Here is a 21,171-nt window from a genome sequence, read left to right as displayed (position 1 = left end):
AAAAATAAAAGAACAAAATAATAGATGACACATATATTAATTAGAAGAGAAATAATTAAGGAGTAATATATGGCTCAAGGCAGATTAAAGGTTCAATGTTTTGTTAATGAAACTTATATACCTGTTGATAATACAAAAATAACTATAAGGCCGTCAACGGGTGGTCCAGATACACAGGTAATAACATTATCTACTAATTCTATGGGAGAATCTCAAATTATTGATTTAGAAGCACCACCATTAGAATATTCAGAGCAGCCTACAGGACAAGTCCCCTATAGTATGTATGATATAAGAGTTGAAAGAGAGGGATTTCAAAGTATTCTAATAAATAGGTGCCAAGTTTTTCCGGATGAATTAGCGATACAACAGTGTAATCTTATAGAATCTTCAGGAATATTAACTAGAATGGAAAATATAAATATACCTCCAAATGTATCAGAAAATCAACAAGGTGGGAATGTAGATGAAATAATAAACATTGGTCCTAATACATTAAATGGAAATTATCCCGAGAAAATTCCTGAAGAAGAAGAAAAGCCATTACCTCCACCAACAAGTGGAGTAGTTTTACCAAAGCCTGTAGTTCCTGAATTTATAGTTGTACATGCAGGTGGACCTAATAATACATCAGCACCCAATTATAAGGTGCTTTATAAAGACTATATAAAAAATGTTGCATCTTGTGAAATTTATTCAACTTGGTCAGAAAATACTATAAGATCAAATGTATATGCTATAATTTCATTTACCTTAAATAGAATATATACAGAATGGTATAGAGGAAAGGGAAAAAATTTTGATATAACTAATTCAACTGCTTATGATCATGCATTTACTTATGGAAGAAACATATTTGAAAGTATAAGTGAAGTAGTAGATGATATATTTTCAACTTATATAAGGAGAATAGGAAGAAAACAACCATTATTGACACAGTATTGTGATGGTAAAAATGTAACTTGTCCAGGATGGATGACTCAATGGGGAAGCAAGTATTTAGGAGATCAAGGCAAGACTCCTTATGAAATATTAACTAGTTTTTATGGTAATGATATAGAATTAGTAACTGCAGAACAAGTTAAGGGTATTCCTAAATCATTTCCAGGATATGATTTAATAGTAGGTTCTACTGGGCCGGAAGTTCAATCAATACAGGAATATCTAAATAGAATATCACAGAACTATCCATTAATTCCAAAGGTATCTCAAGATGGGGTATTTGGATCTAATACAGCTGAAGCAGTTAAGGTATTTCAACAAGTATTTAATTTGCCACAAACAGGGATAGTAAATTATGCTACTTGGTATAAAATATCAGATGTTTATGTTGGGGTAACTAGAATTGCTGAACTTAGAGGAAGTGTACGATCTGTAGAAAGGATATTTATACCTCCAAGATCTTTTGATAATTATTATGATAAGACAGTACCAAGATTTAATTATTTCGATGATATGGCATAAAATTTTTTATATTAGATTATCATATAGCTGAATTTAGAAACTCAAAAACTAAAGCTTTGAGTTTCTAAATAAAAGCCAAGTGAGGGCATAAAAATTCATAATTCCGAAGAATGAGGAATTATTACCTTAATTTGTATAAGTAAATATGTTATGTTAGGGCGACTTGGAGCTTGTGACGGAGCAACTAATATAACATATTTACTGTAAATCTTTTCTATGTTTAAAATAAAAATATACTGTCTGGCTTATAAATGCTAAACTAAGTAATCCAAACAATGGATATAAGGCGCCTATAAGATTTGAAAATCCTATTCTAGATATGGGTAATGCAATTAAAATAACTATAAATATTCCCTTTTTAAAGTCTATATGAAAGGTATTATCTAAGGTTTTGCTTATTGAATATACGTCTGAAACTTCAGTAGAGAACATTTCAAGCCAGATTACAACTAATAATAGAGCTTGAATTATATTACCAAAAGGTTGAGCTATTAATAGTAATGGTATTTCATATTTATGTATATATGGTTGGTTTATCATTAGTAAGAAATTAATAGCAAATATTAAAATAACTAATCCTATTGATCCAACAACAATACCATAGAACATAGTTTTAGGTTTTCTTATTTGATTACTTAAAGGAACTAAAACTCCTAAAGAGCAAAGTGTATTATATCCAGCATATAGAATTGTAGATAATGCTATTCCAGTTTTTTGAGGTTGAAATTTAGTCATTTGTTCAAAAGAAACTAAGTCTTTACAAAACATAAAATATAAAACGGTAATGGTTGTTATAGTTACAACTAGAGTTGGAACTATAAAGGAATTTACTTCTATTAACCCATCTGTATCTCTTAGTAAAAAGAAGATAGCTAGCCCTACCATAATCAAAGACCCTGCAATTTTAGGTATTCCAAAAAATTGATTAATTAAAGCTCCACTACCAGCTAAAATTATAGAAGCACTTGAAATTAAATAAAGTGTAGTTATGACTCCTGTAATTTTTCCAAGAAGATTTGGGCTAACAACATTTATAACGTCTCCATAGGAGTTTAGCTTATACTTAATACTTATTTTGGAAACTATTGTTCCTAAGGCAATATAGAAGATTCCACAAACTATAATTCCTAAAAAGCTAACTATACCATATGATGTAAAAAATTCTTTAATTTCTTGTCCGGAAGCTAGTCCTGCACCTACTATAGTTCCTATAAAAACTACAGCTATTTGAAAAATCTTTGAAAGTTCATCCTTCATTTTAAAATCCCCCTAATTTATCTCTACTAACAATATATATAAGTTATTAGTGTTTTATTCTTAAAAATGAATAAGCTATCTAATCTTAGGAAAAATAACCTTAAGGAAGCTTTAAGGAGGAATGAAATTGAAGAAAAGGATTTTATCATTAACTTCACTACTATTATTTATTCTAATGCTATTTTCATCATGCACTAAGTCAATGGATAAGTCGGAAAATATAGAAATATTTAATCCTAAAAAATCCTATGAAGTTGCAGATAAATATTTAGAATTGATTAAAAATAATAATATTGAAGAAGCAAATAATTTATGTACAGAAAATTTAATAAGTAATAACAAAGAAATATCAACAGGAACCTCAAGAATTATAGCCTATGCTCCTGATAATTTAATAGAATCTTCGAAGTCAGCATTTATAACTTTTAATGTTATAAGAAATTCATCATCAGAACCTAAGTGTGATTTAGATAACTATGCAATTAAGGTTATAAAAGAAGGTGATGAATATAAAATAGATGAAATAAAAGCAACAAATTTAAAACAAGTTTTTGTTAGAAATAAATCTTTAAGGATGATTAATGAGGATGGAGGAAAAAGTGATTTAATTATTTCTTTAAATAATATACCAAAGGATGTTTATTTAAAGGAAAATGAACTTATGTTATATAAGGAAAAGGTACCAGCTGAAACTTTTGGACCAGTTTCTTTAGGGTATAAGGGTAAAAAAATAGCCATATCAACTATTAGCGGGAATAAAGCATTTATATCTATTGCATTTATAGAGGAAAGTAAAGAGACTCAAGGAGAAGGTAGCAGTAATACTCAACAACAAGAAGGAAATGTTGAAACTGGATTAGAAGAATTAACTGATAAACCAATAGCAAAGAAAATTATTCCTTTAGATATGCTTAATGAAGTTAAATTAGATAATTTAGTTTTTACTCAAGAAGAAAGATATTTAATTGTTGAATATATGAATTCAAGTGATGTTAAAAGAATGAAGGTTTATAATGGTGCAACTGGTGACCTAGTAGCTTTAAATTTTGATGAAATATTTTCTGATAATAAATATAATATAGAATTACTTGAGTTTAAAAAGGATGAATTTAAGATTAATGTTTCAGCTAAAGATGGAATGAAGGAAATAGATAATGAAATTATTGGAGAGTATAACATAGATGTAGAAAAAGAGGAGATTAAAAAAATATAGAAAACTCTTAACATATAAAATTATTGTAGTAGAATAAAAGTACAACTTAAATAAAAGAAAGTGGTACTTTTATTTTTTGGAGGAATTTATGAAAAGATGGAATGATAAAAGATATCATAGTTTAAATTATTATCTTAGAAATAAGTTTAATGAAAAGGTGTATAAAATATCTTTAGATGGAGGATTTACTTGTCCAAATAGGGATGGAAAGGTCGCTAAGGGAGGCTGCACCTTTTGTAGTGCAAGAGGATCAGGGGACTTTGCAGGTAGTAGAATCTTATCAATAACTAAGCAATTCGAAGATAGAAAAGATATGATGGAGAAAAAGTGGAAGAATGGAAAGCTAATTGCTTATTTTCAAGCTTATACAAATACTTACGCTCCAGTAGAGGAGCTTAGAAGCAAATATGAAGAAGCATTAAAACAAGAAAATGTAGTTGCCATATCTATAGCAACAAGACCAGATTGCATAGATGATGATGTTTTAGATTTCTTAACTGAATTAAATGAAAAGACATATTTAATAGTGGAACTTGGATTACAAACCATAAATGATGAAACTGCAAGAAATTTTAATAGGGGATATGATTTTAAAGTTTTTGATAATACATTAAAAAGACTATTAGAAAGAAACATTGAGGTAGTTGCTCACACTATCTTTGGATTACCAGGAGAAACTGAAGAAGATATGTTGAAGACTGTTGATTACATAGCCCATTCAGGTGCTAAGGGGATTAAGTTCCATTTGCTTCATTTAATGGAGGGAACAAAGATGGTAGAACAATATGAAAGTGGAGAACTAAAATTATTAACTCAGGAACAATATATAGATTTGGTATGTAAGGGAGTAGCTAGAATACCAGAAGATATGGTAGTTCATAGGCTTACAGGAGATGCCCCTAGAGACTTATTAATAGGTCCAATGTGGAGTTTGAAGAAGTGGGAAGTATTAAATGCCATAGACAAAGCATTAGAAGATAATGATATATGGCAAGGAAAAGATTTTAAATAGATATAAATTTATAACATTGGGGGAATTTATATGAAATTAGATGTAATTATATCTGCTGATAACATAAAAGAAGAGTATTTAGAAGATAAGGTAGTAGTTGTTATAGATATGTTAAGAGCTACATCTGTAATAATAACTGCAATAGCAAATAAGGCAAAAGAAGTATTTCCTATACTTACTGTAGAAGAAGCCTTTAATAAGAAGGAAGAATTATTAAGAGATGAGAAAGAAGTTTTACTTGGTGGAGAAAGACAGGCCGTAAAAATAGAAGGCTTTGATTTTTCAAATTCACCTTTAGAATATACCTCAGAAAAGGTTAAAGGAAAAACTATAATTTTAAGTACCACAAATGGAACAAGAGCGATTAATTTAAGTTTAAAAGCAAAGGAAATACTAATAGGAGCTATAATAAATGCTAAAGCAGTTACAGAAGAGTTAAAGAGGCTTAATAAGGATGTAGTTTTTATTAATGCAGGAACAAATGGAGAATTTTCTATGGATGACTTCATTTGTTCAGGTTACATGATAAGTCTTTTATGTGAAAAAGATAATATTGAGCTTTCTGATATAGCGAAGACAGCAAAATATATTTATGAAAATAATACAAACTTAATTGACTATATAAAAGATGCTAGACATTTTAGTATTTTAAAAAGCTTGAATTTAATGAATGATTTAGAATACTGTTGTGAAAAAGATATTATAGATATAGTACCTAAGGTAGAAAGGAGTACAAAAAGTATTAAATATATATAGTTGATAATTAATTTCAATTATTTGAAATTTTTTGTTGACAATGAAATGGAAAAGATATATTATAATAATAGATTGATAATCAATATCAATTAAGTAACTAAATATATTATTAAAAGCTCCACACTTCTAATAATATACTATATAAATATATATAATTAAACTCCTATATTATAGAATTTATTTCAGAAAAAGATGGCTAATAGATATTTTAGCCATTTTTTTCTTTTTATATAAATATAAGAATTAATATATAAGATATATGTATTTAAAAAGAAAGTTAGAATTTTATAATAGAACAATAAAATATATCAGAAAATATTTGGTAGTATTACCATGGTAAAAATATAAAATGTTTGAATATATTATGTAAAATAAGATGATTTTATTATTTAAAATAAAACCATCTTATTTTAATAATGGTGCTAATTAGGAGTAAATTTTAATTTATAAAGATTTTATCAAAAAAATAATATTGATTTTTATTGAAAAAAATGGGTAAAAACATAATAAATAACTATAGTTAGAATATTTTCAATAATTAGAAACTAACTCATATTTGGGACATGCAGTTCTTATGTTACTATAAGTGGGACACGAAAACATTAAATCTGAAGGGGGATTTACAAATGATTAAATCAAAATTAATTATGGTAATATCATCGATAGGATTGGTGGCTACATTAGGTGCGGGAGGTGTTTTTCTAAGTTCTAATGGAGAAATTCCTAAGGATAATATAGTAAAGACTGAAAATAAAGAAGTAGCATCAAATGAAGCAGGCATAGTAGAAGGCAATGATGCCAACACTGATAATGACGTAATCAATAAGGAAGTTGATTCAAGTAAAGAAGTTGCAAATAATGAATCTGTAAGTAATGATGATAATATAAGTTTAAATAATGATAATGTTGTTAGTTCAAATAGTGAATCAGATAATTCTGCTGAAGAAGTAGAAAGCGGAGTTGAAGGAGTATCAAAATATAGACCGTCAAATAGGCCGTCATACAATAAGCCTTCATGCAATAGGCCGTCATACAATAAGCCTTCAACTGATAATAATACTCCTAGTGATACACCATCACAAGATACAAATACACCATCTGAAACTCCAAGTGATACACCTACAGTTTCAGATAGTAATTATATAGCAGAAATTGAACAAGCTATATTCCAAAGAGTTAATCAAGAAAGAACAGCAGCAGGGCTTCCAGCTTTAAGTTACAACACCACTATGGAGAACTATGCTAGGATTAAGTCTAAGGATATGGGAGACAATGGATATTTTTCACATGAAGACCAACAAGGAAACTTAATAACAGTTCAAATGAAGGCTGATGGGGTTTCCTATAGAGCGTGGGGAGAAAATATTGCATATATTCAAGGAATGAATGATAATAGTGCCTTAGCAACTAAATTTATGGATAATTGGATGAACTCATCAGGACATAGAGCAAACATATTATCAACAAACTTTAGTAGTATAGGAATAGGTGTGTACAAGATAGGAAATACCTATTATGCAACACAAGAATTCTATAGATAATAAAATTTAAACTTTTGATTGAAATCCAGTCTTTTGGCTGGATTTCTTTTTATATACAATTATTTACAATAGGCTAACTTAGTGATAACATATTGAAAAGTGGTTTAAGTAGTTATAGGGATATATGAGAAAAATTTAAATGTGTAATTTATGGGGGTAGGTATATGGACAATAGGAAGATAGTAATAAAACAAGATATATTAGATGCCTTAGAAAAAATAGGCATTAAAAATGGACAGAGTATAATTGTGCATACTTCAATGAAGAATTTTGGATTTGTTTGCGGTGGACCTCAGATTATAATTGAAGCATTAATAGAGTCTGTAGGAGAGGATGGAACAATTATGATGCCAACACAGACATGGAAGAATCTAGATCCGTCTTATGGAGTTCATTGGGAAGAGCCGAAAGAATGGTGGGATATTATTAGAAGTAACTGGCCAGCCTATGATAAAGATATTACTCCAACGAATTCAATGGGAGCTGTAGCAGAAATGTTTAGAAGATGGCCAGGGACTATAAGAAGTGATCATCCAGTAAGATCCTTTGCCTCATGGGGAAAAAATGCAAATTATTTAGTAAATAACCATAATTTAAGTGATATTTTTGGTGAAACTTCTCCAGTTGCAAAGCTATATGATCTGGATGGATATGTATTATTATTAGGAACTGGATATGATAAAAACACTTCTATACATCTTGCAGATGCAAGAGCAAATTATCCATCAAAGCAGATAGAAGAAAATAGTTGTGCAATATTAAAAGATGGAAAGCGAGAGTGGATTACTTATTCAACATTATATGTTGATGGTGAAGATTTTATAGATATAGGTAATGAATTTGAAAAAAATTATGAGGTTAAAAAGATAAAAATCGGAAATGCAAATGTAAGATTTATGAGACAACACGATATTGTAGATTTTGCTGTTAAATGGATTGAAAAGAATAGAAAATAATTAAAATTGGGGTGTAATATATGAAAAATTTAGGAACTAAAACAATAGAAACTGAAAGATTAATATTAAGGAAGTTTAAGATAGAAGATGCTGAAGCTATGTATAAAAATTGGGTATCTGATGAAGAGGTTACAAAATTTTTAACATGGCCTCCACATAGTAGTGTTGAAGTAACGAAAACAATTTTAAAAGATTGGGTTGATAATTATAAAGAAGATGATTTTTATCAATGGGCTATTATATTAAAAGAAAATGGTGATGAACCGATAGGAAGTATTAGTGTTGTAGATAAAAATGAAAAAGCTAATATGGTTCATATAGGATACTGTATAGGGAGAAAGTGGTGGAACACAGGAGTAACATCTGAAGCCTTAAAGGCATTAATTAATTACCTTATTAAGGAAGTTGGCGTAAATAGAGTAGAAGCAAGGCACGATCCAAATAATCCAAACTCAGGAAAAGTAATGATGAAATGTGGAATGAAATATGAAGGAACTATGAGACAGGCTGATACAAATAACCAAGGAATATGTGATTACTCTATGTACGGAATCCTTGCTAAAGAATATTTAGAATAAATATAGATTACTAACATTAATGATGATGTGGATATATATAAGTTTATTATGACTTGAAGCAAAGATATGTAATAAGAAAAAAAGGAATTAAGCTTTGCTTAATTCCAACCATTTTTTAAACAACTTGGAATATAAAGAATTTTAAGTAGTAAGATTCATCAGAGTTCCATAAGATTGGATGGTCAGCACTTTGAGTTCTTATTTCTACTTGCCTTAAAGTCCTTCTAGCATCATGAGCTGCTTCCTGAACTGTTCTTTTTAATTGTTCTTCACTCATATAGTGAGAGCAAGAGCAGGTTGCAAAGTAACCACCTGGCTTAACCATTTTTAAACCTCTAAGATTGATTTCTTTATATCCTCTAATGGCAGATTTTATTGTATTTTTTGATTTAGTAAATGCAGGTGGATCTAGAATTACGACGTCAAATTGTTTTCCTTCTCTGGACCAATCTCCAAGAACATCAAAGGCGTTATGACATTCAAATTTAACTGTGTCTTGTAGGTTATTAAGTTCTGCATTTCTTTTAGCGCAATCGATAGCATGTTGAGATACATCAATACCTAAAACAGATTTTGCTCCTGCAATTCCTGCATTTAAAGCAAAGGATCCTGTATGAGTAAAGCAATCTAATACATCTTTATCTTTACAAATTCTATGCATTGCGGCTCTATTTTCTTTTTGGTCTAAGAAGAATCCTGTTTTTTGACCATTTTCTAAATCAACTATGTACTTAACTCCATTTTCAATTATTTCTATATTAGTATCAAAAGGTTCAGTTAAGAATCCTTTAGTTTGTTCAAGACCTTCAATTTCTCTAGTCTTAATATCACTTCTTTCATAAACACCCTTAGCATCAAATTCATTAACTAATACTTTAACTATTATATCTCTATATTTATCCATTCCTAAGGTTGATATTTGAATTACATAATAATCTTCAAATTTATCAACTGTAAGGCCAGGTAGAAAGTCAGCTTCACCGAAAATAAGTCTACATGATGAAGTATCAATAACTGTTTTTCTATATTCATAAGCTGCTTCAAATCTTCTTTTAAAGAAATTATAATCAATTTTTTCATCTATATCCCTGGTCATAATTCTAATAGTTATTTTACTTCTATCATTTATATATCCTTTTCCTAGAAAGTAATTTTTATGATTATAGACTTCAACTATATCACCATTTTCATATTCTCCATCATATTCATTTATTTCATCAATATATATCCAAGGTCTACCTTGTTCTGCTTTTTTATTTTTACCTTTATGTAAATAAAATTTACTTGTCATGCTTTATCTCCTTCCAAAACTAATCTTATAAAATTATATCATACCTATAAGAAAATCAATATTAAAGTTAATCAATATAAAATAATAAGTATATAAATTATATGTCATATATAAAAATAAAAAATAAAATATAAAATTTAAATAAATTGTTAAAAAATAACCTATAAATAAATTGACTTTAATAAAATAAGTGATATAATGTTATCAATAAAGCAAATGTAATAAAATGTAATGATGTATATATTTAACCATTTATGCTATTAGATTATATTAGAGTATATATATGTTTTGGGAAAATAAGGGGTGAATATATTAGCTACATTATTGTTACGAATAATAAAAAGGGGGAAAATTATGAAAAAGAAATTTATATCGTTACTAGCAATGGGCTTAAGTTGCATGATGCTACTTGTAGGTTGCGGAAGTAAGGGAAATGAAGATTCTGGCAATGGAGGATCTAGCACTGTAGAAATGGATAGTGAGCAAGTATTAAACACTATTTATTTTAATGTAGCTACTTTAGATGCAAATGATACTACAGATAACCAAAGTTCTACTATTCTTAATGCAGTAGAAGAAGGATTAGTAAGAATTGAAAATGATGGAAGTGGTGATGAGATAGTACCAGCTGGTGCAGAAAGTTGGGAAACATCAGATGATGGATTAACATGGACATTCCATTTAAGAAAAATGAATTGGTCAGATGGGGAGCCAGTAGTGGCACAAAATTATGTTGATTCATTTATGAGAATATTAAATCCAGAAAATGGATTTGCATATTCTTTCTTGGCTTATGATATTGCAGGTGCAGAAGAATACAACACAGGTTCAGGTTCTGCTGATGCTGTAGGAGTAAAAGCTACTGACGATTATACTTTAGAATTTACATTAAAGAATCCAGTACCTTACTTCGTGTCAAAAGTATCTTATACAGTATTCCACCCAATTAGATTAGATATTGTAAAAAAATTAGGTGATCAATACGCTAGTAATATTACAGATAGAGTATATAATGGACCATTTAAGATAGAAAGTTGGGACAATGGTAACTCAATGGTATTAGTAAAAAATGATACTTATTGGGATGCAGATAATGTTCACCTTCAAACAATTAATATGACAAATATTAAAGAGTTCGCAACTCAAGCTCAATTATTTGAATCTCAAGAATTAGATATATCAGGAGCTCAAACAGATTATCTTGAAAAATGGACAGAACAAGCAAAAGCTGGTGAATTCCAAGAACTTACAGGTGAAGATCCAGGAGTATTCTATTTATACTTTAATCAAGATAGTGAAACATCAAATGGAATATTAAAGAATGCTAAAATAAGAAAAGCAATTGGTTTAGCACTAGATAGAGATGTTTATACAAAGGATTTAGTTGGTAGATATGAATCAGCTTATGGATTAATACCAACTGCTATAAATTCAGGGGATGAAAAATATAGAGATAAAGTAGAAGGACCATTAGCAGCTGATGCTAAAACTTATGTAAATAATAAAGAAAAACTTCAAGAATTATTTAAAGAAGGTTTAAATGAATTAGGACTTCAAACAGATGACTTAAGTCAATATGAATTAACATATTTAGCTCAAGGAGATTCAGAGTTAGCAAAACAAAGAGCAGAATGGTTAGCTCAACAAATCAATGGAAACTTAGGAATAAAAATTAATGTTGAAACCCAAGGTGACTGGGGGGTTTATTTAAATCTAATGGACAAGCAAGAATATGACTTTACAATGACTGGTTGGTCAGCAGATTATAATGATCCAATGACTTTCTTAGATATATGGACATCAAATGGTGGAAATAACCATACTGGATATGCTAGTTCTGAATATGATGCATTATTAGCATCTGTAGCAAAAGAAACAGATGAAGATAAGGTAACAGAAATTTATAAAGAATTAGAAAATAAATTATTAGAAGAAGATGCTGTTATTTCACCAATTTATTATACTGATAAATACTCATTCTATCAAAACTATGTTAAAGATATGCAATTCCCTTCATTTGGTTCAGTTTATGAATTTAAACATGCATATATACAAGGGAAAAATTAATTAAGCTAATTATTTGTATTTTAATGCACATCGACTAATGTTGATGTGCATTAATTAAATATAAAGGAGAGAAGTATATGGCAAAGTACATTGTGAGAAGATTTGTTGAAATGATTATTACACTTTATTTAATTGGAACAGCAACATTTTTTCTTTTAGCTGCAATTCCAGGAACTGCGATTGATAAAAAAATTCAAAAGCTTCCAGAACAAACAAAACAAATTGTTATAGCTAAATATGGTTATGATAAGCCTGTTGTTGAAAGATATTTTATTACTTTAAAGAATTATATTATAAAGGGTGAATTTGGTGAGTCTTTAGTACATGCAGGGGATACAGTCTCAAGTATAGTTAAAAATAAGATGCCAGTATCATCAAGACTTGGAATACAACAAATAGTAGTAGGTGTATCATTAGGTATTATTTTAGGTATTGTTGCCGCAATGAATAGAGGAAAGACTATTGATTATGTGATTCTGGTGGGAGTAATGCTACTTGCTTCAGTTCCATCTTTAGTATTATCCCTATTACTACAAAAATATTTAGCAAAGGGAGCCATATTAAATCTTCCTATAATAGGCTGGCCAAAGGGAGCTGATCTTTGGTTTGGTGGATGGAAGTATACCATTCTACCAACAATAGCAGGAGCAGGTGCATATTTATCATATTATGCAAGATTAATGAAAACTAGTATGTTGGATAGTATAAATCAAGATTATACACTTACAGCAAGATCAAAGGGATTATCAGAATCAGCTATAGTTAGAAAACATGTTCTTAGGAATTCATTTATTCCAATAATTACAGTATTACCAGTAGCAATATCAGGGGTAATTTCTGGTTCTTTCTTTATAGAGAGAGTTTTTGCTATTCCAGGAGCAGGACAATATTTTATTCAAGCAGCAAACGATAGAGATATTCCAATACTTATGGGATTAACATTACTGTATGCATTAATTTATCTTATAGCAATATTTATAACAGACATACTTTATACAGTTGTAGATCCGCGTATAAGATTAGTTAAGTAGTTAGAGGTGGACTTTATGAAAAATTTAAAGGTAAAAGATAAAAGATTTGAATTTGTAGATTCATCTACATTAGAGAGTGATTTAGTAGTTAGGCCTAATATTAGTTATTGGCAAGATGCTTGGAGAAGACTTAAAAAGAATCCTGTTGCTATGGGAGCATTATTTGTATTAATTGCACTTATACTTATGGCAATATTTGCACCGATTATTAGAAATATGGATTATGAAACAGTTGTAACAACAAAGAAAAATCTATCGCCAAATAGTGAATTTTGGTGGGGAACTGACGCTATGGGAAGAGACTTATTTACTAGAGTTTGGATAGGGACAAGAATATCAATAAGCATAGCACTTATTGCAACTGTAATAGATATAGTGGTTGGCTGTTTATACGGTGGTATAGCTGCTTATATGGGCGGAATAGTAGATGAAGTTATGATGAGAATTGTTGAAGTATTAAATAGTATTCCATATTTAATAATAACTTTATTAATTTTAGTTGTTTTAGGAAACGGATATTTTCAATTAATGTTAGCTTTATGTTTAACTGCATGGACAGGTACAGCAAGAATGATAAGAGGACAAATTCTTCAATTAAGAGAAAGTGAATATGTCTTAGCAGCTGAAGCTCTAGGGGCATCTCCAATGAGAATAATAGTGAAGCATTTATTACCAAATACAATTGGATTAATAATATTAGATGTTGCATCAACAATTCCAAGTGTAATAGTTTCAGAAACAACATTATCATTTTTAGGATTAGGATTAAATATTCCAGCATTTAGTTTAGGATCATTATTATCAGCTGGACAACAAGCTATGGCATTTTATCCTTATCAATTATTATTCCCTACTATAATTTTATGTTTATTAATATTATCATTCAACATTTTAGGTGATGGCTTAAGAGATGCTCTAGATCCAAAATTAAGACAATAGGAGGTATATAAGGTATGGAGAAGTTAGTAAATAAAAATGAATCAATTCTAGATGTAAAAGATCTGAAAGTATCTTATCATACTTATGCAGGGGAAGTTCAATCTGTTAGAGGAGTATCTTTTGATGTTGATAGAGGCGAAGTACTAGCTATAGTTGGAGAATCAGGATGCGGAAAAAGTGTTACAGCTAGAGCCATCATGGCATTAATACAAGCACCACAAGGCGAGATTAAAAAGGAAAGTAAGATACTTTATAACGGAGAAGATATATTATCTTATGATAAGAAGCGAATTAGAGAATTTAGAGGTGGGGAATGTGCAATGATATTCCAAGATGCATTAACATCTCTTAATCCAACTATGAAGGTAGGTAATCAAATAGTTGAGAATTTAGTCGCTCATAGAAATATGGATAAAAAGTCTGCAAGGGAAGAAGCTATAAAAATATTAGAATCTGTAGGAATTCCAAATGCTGAAAAGAGAGTAGATCAATATCCACATGAATTTTCAGGTGGGATGAGACAAAGAGCTATGATTGCTATAGCAGTTGCTTGTGATCCTAAAATTTTAATTGCGGATGAGCCTACTACAGCACTTGATGTTACAATTCAAGCACAGATACTTGAGCTTATCAATGAATTAAAGGATAGGTTGAATACAGCAGTAATATTAATTACGCACGATTTTGGAGTAGTTGCAGGGATGGCAGATAAAATTGCAGTAATGTATGCAGGACAAATTATAGAAAAAGGTGAAAAGAGAGAAATATTCTATGACCCTAAACATCCATATACTTGGGCACTTTTAAATTCTGTTCCTAGGTTAGGATGGAAGGGAAAGCAATTACTAGATACAATAAAAGGAACACCTCCAGATTTAATTGCTCCACCAAAAGGATGTGCATTTGCAGCTCGTTGTAAATATTGTATGAATATATGTTTAGAAGAGGAACCAAAGGAATATTCATTCGGAGATATACATAAGGCTAAGTGTTGGTTATATAGTGAAGAGCTTCCTGAGGAAATCTTAGCTAATATTAAGGAGGAAAGAAAAAATGGCTAATGAAGAAAATATAATTTTAGAAGTAAAAAACTTGAAAAAGTATTTTAAAATTGGAAATAAAGATATTCTAAAAGCAGTAGATGATGTTTCGTTTGCCATAAAAGAAGGAGAGACCTTAGGATTAGTTGGAGAATCAGGATGTGGTAAGACAACATGTGGAAGAACTGTTATTGGAATGTATGATAAAACAGATGGGGAAATTTATTATAAAGGCAAATCAATACATGGAATTAAGGGAAAAGAAAAAAAGCAATTTAATAAAGAGGTACAAATAATATTTCAAGACCCTTATGCATCATTAAATCCTAGAATGACTGTTGCTGATATAATTTCAGAAGGAATAGAGATTCATGGATTAGCTAAATCAAAAGAGGACAAGAATAAAAGAATTTATGAGTTATTAGATCAAGTAGGATTAAACAAGGAGCATGCAAATAGATTTGTTCATGAATTTTCAGGTGGACAAAGACAGAGAATAGGTATAGCTAGAGCTTTAGCTGTTGAACCAAAATTCATTTTATGTGATGAGCCTATTTCTGCATTAGATGTATCAATTCAAGCACAAATAGCTAATTTATTAATTAAGTTACAAAAGGAATTAGGATTAACATATTTATTTATCGCACATGATTTATCTATGGTTAAGCATATTTCAGATAGAGTTGCAGTTATGTATTTAGGAAGTATGGCTGAATTAGCTGAATCAGATGAATTATTCAATAATCCTAAACATCCATATACAGAAGCATTGATGTCAGCTATTCCAATAGCAGATCCTGATGTAGAAGAAAGTAGACAAAGGATTATGTTAGAGGGGGATGTTCCAAGCCCAATTAATACACCTAATGGATGTAAATTCCAAGGTAGATGCAGTAAATGTATGGATATATGTAAAAAAGAAATTCCAGAGTTTAAAGAAATTAAAAAGGGGCATTTTGTCGCTTGTCATTTATATTAATTAGATCTTGGGAGATAAACATATGAAGAAATTAATTGGAGCATTGAAAGATTTTATTAAGTGCATTATTATTGGAAGCCTTATATCATTAATAATTATTTTAGTGGTTGGGATAATTTCATTATTAGTATCAAAGTTTAATTGGCAACAAGAATTACAAGTTGTAAGAAGCGCATTGCTTATAATTGGACCACTAGGAATGATTTTAGGGGCTCTTTTAATACTAAAGAAAAGAGATGAAAAAGAATTATTATTTATTGATCAATGGAAAAAAAAGTACAATGTATTTTCGTATAAAATTGTTTTGATAGTAGTTAGTTTAATTATTGTTTTATATGGAGGAGCTATAGATTGGTTTATAATTAGTTTTAAATAATAAACTAATTAATTTTATATTGAGGTTTGACTATAAATCCCATTCTTTAAGAGTTTGGGATTTTATTTATTTTCAGGGAATATAAAATATAAATAACAATAAAATTATAGTATAAAGCAATTAATTTGGAGGATATTATATGATATTTAATGCTATTGTTATACCAACTCCACGAAGAATTAGAAAGTTTGTGGAAGATAAAATAGACGAATTAGCTTGCAAAAGTATAACTAAAGAAATTAATGAGGATAAAGAAATAGAACATATTAATGCTACAAAAGATTCTTTTAAAAACTTTGGATTATCAATTAGAATATTTTAATAAAAAAGTACTTCTATATAATTTTGCTTATTCCGTCGTAAGCTCTAAGTCATCGCAAAATTAATAGAAGTACTTCAAAGCTAAAGAAAGGAAATTATAAAAAAGTTATTCGCAGGGTAACATCTTTATAATTTCTTAAAGAGTAAAAAACCACCTGTTTTTATTACAGGTGGTTTTAGGGGAGATATAATCTATATGCTAATATAGTTTGGGGGAACTATATTAGTTATTTTCCAGATGTTTATCAATCAAATTTTGGATTGTAGGGGTACATCTGTAGCCTCTGCACCCACCTGTACAAGCTCCTGTTGCCTTAGAAACTTCTTCTACAGTATGAGCTCCGGCTTTGATTGCATCTTTAATTTTGGATCTTGGTATTGCCTTGCAAGTACAAACTTTAGTAATCTTATCAAGGACTTGTTCGTTTAAGTTATTTTCCATTTATCTTTCCTCCTAATATAAAGAAATAGATTAAGGAAAATAAAGGGGATAAAAAATAAATTTTTAATATTTATTCTTTATGCTTATATTATATAGTTGCTAAAAAAGAAAGTCAATACTAATTGATAAAAATTATTAATTAATTTCCAGTATTGGTTTTATTCAATTTATTAAGTATATTACTATTTTTCTTAAAATTATTAAAATATTCTCAAATAGAGACTTTTATATTATATTAGTTTGTAGTAAAATAATTATATAATTTATAAAATTAAAAACTAAGATTAGGAAAAGTACTTAATTGGATACTTTAAGAGAGTAGCTGGTTGGTGTAAAGCTATAGAGAAAATTAAGGAAAATCACCTAGGAGTTTGAGGCTGAAAGGTTATTTAGCTTATTAAGTTTTTCACGTTAGCCTGCGTTAAGGGATAGAGTATGTTTGTACTCGAAAATAGTAGTTTTCTATAATTTATAGAAAACTTATAACCTTAGGTGGTATAGCGAATATCTTCGTCCTATTGGGCGGAGTTTTTTTTGTTTTATAATGCTTTAGTGTATTTCTGAATAATTAGTTATTTATAGCTAATAATTTAAGATATATTTAGTATTATTTAAGTCAAAGTCGGTATAACCTTAAAGCAAACAGCTCGTAAATATAAATTAATATACGGAAGGGAGTTTAGATATGTACAAAAAGGTTGAATTACCAAAAGGTTTTGTGGGTATGGAAAAAGAAGTAGCAGACCTTTGGAAGGAAAATAACGTAATTAAAAAGAATTTTGATATGAACCAAGATGGTGAGTATTTTACATTCTACGATGGACCTCCAACAGCAAATGGAAGACCGCATGTAGGACACGTATTAACTAGAGTTATGAAGGATATTATCCCAAGATATAAGGTTATGAAGGGATATAAAGTAATAAGAAAAGCTGGTTGGGATACTCACGGACTTCCAGTTGAACTTGAAATAGAAAAGAAACTTGGCATTTCAGGTAAAGAGCAAATTGAAGATTATGGTGTAGAAAAGTTTGTTAAAGAGTGTAAGGAATCAGTATTTACTTATGTAAACATGTGGGAAAAAATGACTAATCAAATAGGTTATTGGGTAGATATGGAGGAGCCTTATGTTACATATCATAACTCATATATAGAATCTGTTTGGTGGGCATTAAATCAAATGTGGGAAAAGGGACTTTTATACAAAGGTCACAAAGTTATGCCATATTGCCCAAGATGTGGAACAGGACTTTCTTCTCATGAAGTTTCACAAGGTTATAAAGATGTTAAAGATTTAACTGCTATAGCTAAGTTCAAGATTCAAGGAGAAGAAAATAAATATATATTAGCATGGACGACAACTCCTTGGACATTGCCATCAAACTTAGCTTTATGTGTAAACAAAGCTTATGATTATATTGAAGCTAAAGTTGGAGATGAAATATTAATACTTGCTAAAGATTTAGCACCAAAGGTATTAGGAGAAGATTACGAAGTAGTTAAAGAATTTAAGGGAACAGAATTACTAGGAACTAAGTATGAAAGATTACTTCCATTCGGTAAAGTTGATGGAAAAGCTTTTGAAGTTATACATGGTGACTATGTAACATTATCAGATGGTACTGGTATAGTTCATATAGCCCCTGCATATGGAGAAGACGATAATTTAGTTGCTAAGCAAAATGGAATAGGATTTATAAATCTAGTTGATGCTAGTGGTAATTTCGTTGAAGAAGTAACTCCATGGGCTGGAAAATTCGTTAAGAAGTGTGATGAAAGTATAGTTAAATATTTAGAGGAAGAAAATAAACTATTTAAGGCTGAAAAACACACTCACTCATATCCACATTGTTGGAGATGTGATACACCGCTTCTTTATTATCCAAGAGAAAGCTGGTTTGTTGCAATGACTAAGCTTAGAGATAAGCTATTAGAAAATAATAATAAAATTAATTGGTATCCAGATAACATAAGAACAGGAAGATTTGGTAAGTTCTTAGAAAATGTTATTGACTGGGGTATATCAAGAGATAGATATTGGGGTACTCCACTTCCTATTTGGGAATGTGAATGTGGCCATAAAGAATGTGTTGGAAGCATAGCTGAATTAAAGGATAAAGGAATTGATGTTCCAGAAGATATAGAACTTCACAAGCCATATATAGATGGAGTTAAGTTAAGATGTTCTAAGTGCGGAAAGGAAATGACTAGAACTGCTGAAGTTATTGACTGTTGGTTCGATTCAGGATCAATGCCTTTTGCTCAGCTACACTATCCATTTGAAAATAAAGAGCTATTTGAAAAGAACTTCCCAGCTCAATTTATTTCAGAAGCAGTTGACCAAACAAGAGGATGGTTCTATACATTACTAGCTATTTCAACAGCTATATTTGATACAAATCCATTTGAAAACTGTATAGTTTTAGGTCACGTTTTAGATAAAAAAGGTTTAAAAATGTCAAAATCAAAGGGAAATGTTGTAGATCCATTTGATGTGTTAGATTCACAAGGTGCTGATGCTACAAGATGGCATTTCTATACTGCAAGTGCACCATGGCTTCCAACAAGATTCTCTATTGATGATGTTCAAGAAGCACAAAGAAAGTTCTTAAGCACTTTGTGGAACGTGTACTCATTCTATGTGTTATATGCAGAATTAGATAATTTCAATCCATTAGACTATAAAGATTTTAAATCAGAAAATGTAATGGATAAATGGATAATGTCTAAGCTTAATACTTTAATAAAAGAAGTAGATGAAAACTTGGCTTCATATCAAATAACTCAAGCTGCATTAAGTATTGAAGACTTTACAGATGAGTTATCTAACTGGTATGTAAGAAGAAATAGAGCAAGATATTGGTCTGAGGAATTAACAGAAGATAAGATAGGCGCTTATGTTACATTATATAGAGTATTAACTACTTTAGTTAAGGTAGCAGCTCCATTTGTACCTTTTGTAACAGAAGAAATTTATCAAAACCTAGTAATAGGATTAGATAAAACTGCAGAAGAAAGTGTTCATTTATGTAAATGGCCATTAGTAGATGAAAGTGCTATAGATGAAAAATTAGAAAAAGAAATGGATTTAGCTTATACAATAGTTAAGCTTGGAAGAAGTGCAAGAAATGCTGCTAACATTAAGAATAGACAGCCGCTTTCAAAGATGTTATTATCAACAGATGCTATTCCAGCTTACTATGGAGATATTATAAAAGATGAGCTTAATATTAAGTCAGTAGAATTTGGTGCTGATTTATCAGAACATGTTAATTTTGAAATTAAGCCTAATCTACCTGTACTTGGAAGACAATACGGTAAGTTAATTCCAGGAATAAGAAAAGAAATAGCTTCAAGAAACCAAATGGAATTAGCTCAAAAGCTACAAGGTGGTGGAACTGAAACTATTACTGTAGATGGAATTGAAATATTATTAAATAGTGAAAGTGTACTTATAACTATGCAAGGGTTAGAAGGATATGCTTTTGCCGGTGAAGGTGAAATTGGAGTTGTTCTTGATACTACTATTACAGAAGAATTAAAAGAAGAAGGACAATTAAGAGAAGTAATTTCAAAAATTCAAAACATGAGAAAAGAAAAAGGATTTGAAGTTGCTGATAAGATAGAATTATTCGTTTCAGGTAACGATACTTTAATTAAAGTTATTAATAAGTATTCAGATGTAATAAAGAGAGAAACATTAACTCAAGAAATTGCTGTAAATGAAGAAGCTGATTATACTGAAACTGTTATTAATGGTGAAAAATTAAATATGACAGTTAGAGTAGTAAAGTAGAGAAATCTTAAAGTAAAAAGTTAGAAGTTTCTATGAAATTTCTAACTTTTTACTTATTTTATAGTGAGTTCTTATAAAGAATAATCTTGAATATTGTATAAACTATTTGCAA

General features: G+C 29.6%; 18 protein-coding genes and 1 other annotated feature. Of the genes, 15 read left to right on the top strand and 3 right to left on the bottom strand.

Going from position 1 to position 21,171, the window contains the following annotated elements:
* Nucleotides 1-69: 69 nt before the first annotated feature.
* Nucleotides 70-1,464 carry a peptidoglycan-binding domain-containing protein gene (locus tag ACQPVP_RS11505; protein WP_430850068.1) on the top strand — a complete coding sequence of 465 codons (1,395 nt, stop codon included), beginning with the start codon at nt 70-72 and terminating at the stop codon, nt 1,462-1,464.
* 198 nt (nt 1,465-1,662) lie between these two features.
* Here the strand turns inward: ACQPVP_RS11505 and ACQPVP_RS11500 are convergent, their stop codons facing one another.
* Complete coding sequence (locus ACQPVP_RS11500; RefSeq protein WP_430850066.1) at nt 1,663-2,721, bottom strand: YkvI family membrane protein; 1,059 nt, start codon at nt 2,719-2,721, stop codon at nt 1,663-1,665.
* Nucleotides 2,722-2,842: 121 nt separating this feature from the next.
* Between ACQPVP_RS11500 and ACQPVP_RS11495 the strand changes: the two genes are divergently transcribed.
* From ACQPVP_RS11495 to ACQPVP_RS11470, 6 genes are all read left to right on the top strand, one after another.
* Nucleotides 2,843-3,934, top strand: a complete 1,092-nt coding sequence (locus ACQPVP_RS11495; protein WP_430850064.1) for a hypothetical protein — start codon at nt 2,843-2,845, stop codon at nt 3,932-3,934.
* 88 nt (nt 3,935-4,022) lie between these two features.
* A complete protein-coding gene (locus tag ACQPVP_RS11490) occupies nt 4,023-4,946 on the top strand; it encodes a TIGR01212 family radical SAM protein (protein WP_430850062.1) in 924 nt (307 codons plus the stop codon).
* A gap of 30 nt (nt 4,947-4,976) precedes the next feature.
* Nucleotides 4,977-5,702, top strand: coding sequence for a 2-phosphosulfolactate phosphatase family protein (locus ACQPVP_RS11485; RefSeq protein ID WP_430850060.1), 726 nt, complete (start codon nt 4,977-4,979; stop codon nt 5,700-5,702).
* A 626-nt stretch (nt 5,703-6,328) separates the two neighbouring features.
* Entirely contained in the window at nt 6,329-7,243 is a 915-nt protein-coding gene (locus ACQPVP_RS11480) for a CAP domain-containing protein (protein WP_430850058.1), read from the top strand.
* Nucleotides 7,244-7,407: 164 nt separating this feature from the next.
* Nucleotides 7,408-8,199, top strand: a complete 792-nt coding sequence (locus ACQPVP_RS11475; RefSeq protein WP_430850056.1) for an aminoglycoside N(3)-acetyltransferase — start codon at nt 7,408-7,410, stop codon at nt 8,197-8,199.
* Between the two features lie 20 nt (nt 8,200-8,219).
* The gene (locus tag ACQPVP_RS11470; RefSeq protein WP_430850054.1) at nt 8,220-8,777 is read left to right on the top strand and encodes a GNAT family N-acetyltransferase; all 558 of its coding nucleotides are present in this window, start codon (nt 8,220-8,222) and stop codon (nt 8,775-8,777) included.
* A gap of 115 nt (nt 8,778-8,892) precedes the next feature.
* On the opposite strand, the gene ACQPVP_RS11465 is transcribed toward ACQPVP_RS11470, so the two are convergent.
* Nucleotides 8,893-10,068, bottom strand: coding sequence for a class I SAM-dependent rRNA methyltransferase (locus ACQPVP_RS11465; RefSeq protein ID WP_430850052.1), 1,176 nt, complete (start codon nt 10,066-10,068; stop codon nt 8,893-8,895).
* Nucleotides 10,069-10,422: 354 nt separating this feature from the next.
* Between ACQPVP_RS11465 and ACQPVP_RS11460 the strand changes: the two genes are divergently transcribed.
* The 7 genes from ACQPVP_RS11460 to ACQPVP_RS11430 all read left to right on the top strand — a co-directional run bounded on the left by ACQPVP_RS11460 (nt 10,423) and on the right by ACQPVP_RS11430 (nt 16,822).
* On the top strand, nt 10,423-12,135 hold the full coding sequence (locus ACQPVP_RS11460) for a peptide ABC transporter substrate-binding protein (protein ID WP_430850050.1): 1,713 nt from the start codon (nt 10,423-10,425) through the stop codon (nt 12,133-12,135).
* 77 nt (nt 12,136-12,212) lie between these two features.
* Nucleotides 12,213-13,166: an ABC transporter permease gene (locus ACQPVP_RS11455; RefSeq protein ID WP_430850048.1), complete on the top strand. Its 954-nt coding sequence runs from the start codon at nt 12,213-12,215 to the stop codon at nt 13,164-13,166.
* A gap of 15 nt (nt 13,167-13,181) precedes the next feature.
* On the top strand, nt 13,182-14,105 hold the full coding sequence (locus ACQPVP_RS11450) for an ABC transporter permease (protein WP_430850047.1): 924 nt from the start codon (nt 13,182-13,184) through the stop codon (nt 14,103-14,105).
* A gap of 14 nt (nt 14,106-14,119) precedes the next feature.
* A complete protein-coding gene (locus ACQPVP_RS11445) occupies nt 14,120-15,166 on the top strand; it encodes an ABC transporter ATP-binding protein (RefSeq protein WP_430850045.1) in 1,047 nt (348 codons plus the stop codon).
* Nucleotides 15,159-16,124 (top strand): ABC transporter ATP-binding protein, encoded by a 966-nt coding sequence (locus ACQPVP_RS11440; RefSeq protein ID WP_430850043.1) that lies wholly within the window; start codon nt 15,159-15,161, stop codon nt 16,122-16,124. The genes ACQPVP_RS11445 and ACQPVP_RS11440 overlap by 8 nt, the downstream gene beginning before the upstream one ends.
* A gap of 22 nt (nt 16,125-16,146) precedes the next feature.
* Nucleotides 16,147-16,500, top strand: coding sequence for a hypothetical protein (locus ACQPVP_RS11435; RefSeq protein ID WP_430850041.1), 354 nt, complete (start codon nt 16,147-16,149; stop codon nt 16,498-16,500).
* A 139-nt stretch (nt 16,501-16,639) separates the two neighbouring features.
* Entirely contained in the window at nt 16,640-16,822 is a 183-nt protein-coding gene (locus ACQPVP_RS11430) for a hypothetical protein (RefSeq protein WP_430850040.1), read from the top strand.
* A 222-nt stretch (nt 16,823-17,044) separates the two neighbouring features.
* On the opposite strand, the gene ACQPVP_RS11425 is transcribed toward ACQPVP_RS11430, so the two are convergent.
* Nucleotides 17,045-17,263, bottom strand: a complete 219-nt coding sequence (locus ACQPVP_RS11425; protein WP_430850038.1) for a (2Fe-2S)-binding protein — start codon at nt 17,261-17,263, stop codon at nt 17,045-17,047.
* 271 nt (nt 17,264-17,534) lie between these two features.
* Nucleotides 17,535-17,784 (top strand) — a binding site (T-box leader).
* Between the two features lie 164 nt (nt 17,785-17,948).
* Between ACQPVP_RS11425 and ileS the strand changes: the two genes are divergently transcribed.
* The gene (gene ileS, locus ACQPVP_RS11420; RefSeq protein ID WP_430850036.1) at nt 17,949-21,059 is read left to right on the top strand and encodes an isoleucine--tRNA ligase; all 3,111 of its coding nucleotides are present in this window, start codon (nt 17,949-17,951) and stop codon (nt 21,057-21,059) included.
* Nucleotides 21,060-21,171 lie beyond the last annotated feature (112 nt).

Origin of the sequence: Clostridium nigeriense, assembly GCF_050585265.1 — a bacterium.
GTDB lineage: Bacteria > Bacillota > Clostridia > Clostridiales > Clostridiaceae > Clostridium > Clostridium nigeriense_B.
The sequence above is the reverse complement of the archived record's forward strand: the minus strand, read 5'-3'. Positions and strand labels throughout refer to the sequence as shown.